The sequence below is a fragment of the Pseudomonas sp. E45-MNA-CIBAN-0222 genome (assembly GCF_040310405.1).
GTDB classification, from domain to species: domain Bacteria; phylum Pseudomonadota; class Gammaproteobacteria; order Pseudomonadales; family Pseudomonadaceae; genus Stutzerimonas; species Stutzerimonas stutzeri_AC.
The window spans coordinates 1-280 of sequence record NZ_JBEOPU010000071.1 but is presented as its reverse complement, the minus strand read 5'-3'; the positions used below and the strand labels follow the sequence as shown (position 1 = coordinate 280).

Annotated in this window: 1 protein-coding gene; it reads right to left on the bottom strand. The window is 43.9% G+C overall.

Annotated features, from left to right (window positions below; genetic code table 11):
• Positions 1-208, bottom strand: a 208-nt coding sequence (gene rpsN / locus AAEZ08_RS22815; RefSeq protein WP_500125162.1) for a 30S ribosomal protein S14, incomplete at its 3' end; no start/stop codon positions are given.
• Positions 209-280: the final 72 nt, after the last annotated feature.

Below are 280 nucleotides of genomic sequence, written 5' to 3'. Positions count from 1 at the left end.
GACGACCGGTGATAGCACAACGATTGCGCAGACGTACTGGTGATGAGTTACGTGGAAGAGCTTGTAGCTCTAGCATCGCTTCCATACGAGTTTCGTCACTTGCAGTCATATCACTGATAGTTTCTTTTAGCTTGATACGCTTTTCAGCATATTTAGCAACCATTTTTTCGCGCTTCAATTCGCGGTTAATCATGCTCTTCTTTGCCATAACGTCTTTACCTTATTTAAATGGGAAGCCGAATGCTTTAAGCAACGCGCGACCTTCTTCATCAGATTGAGC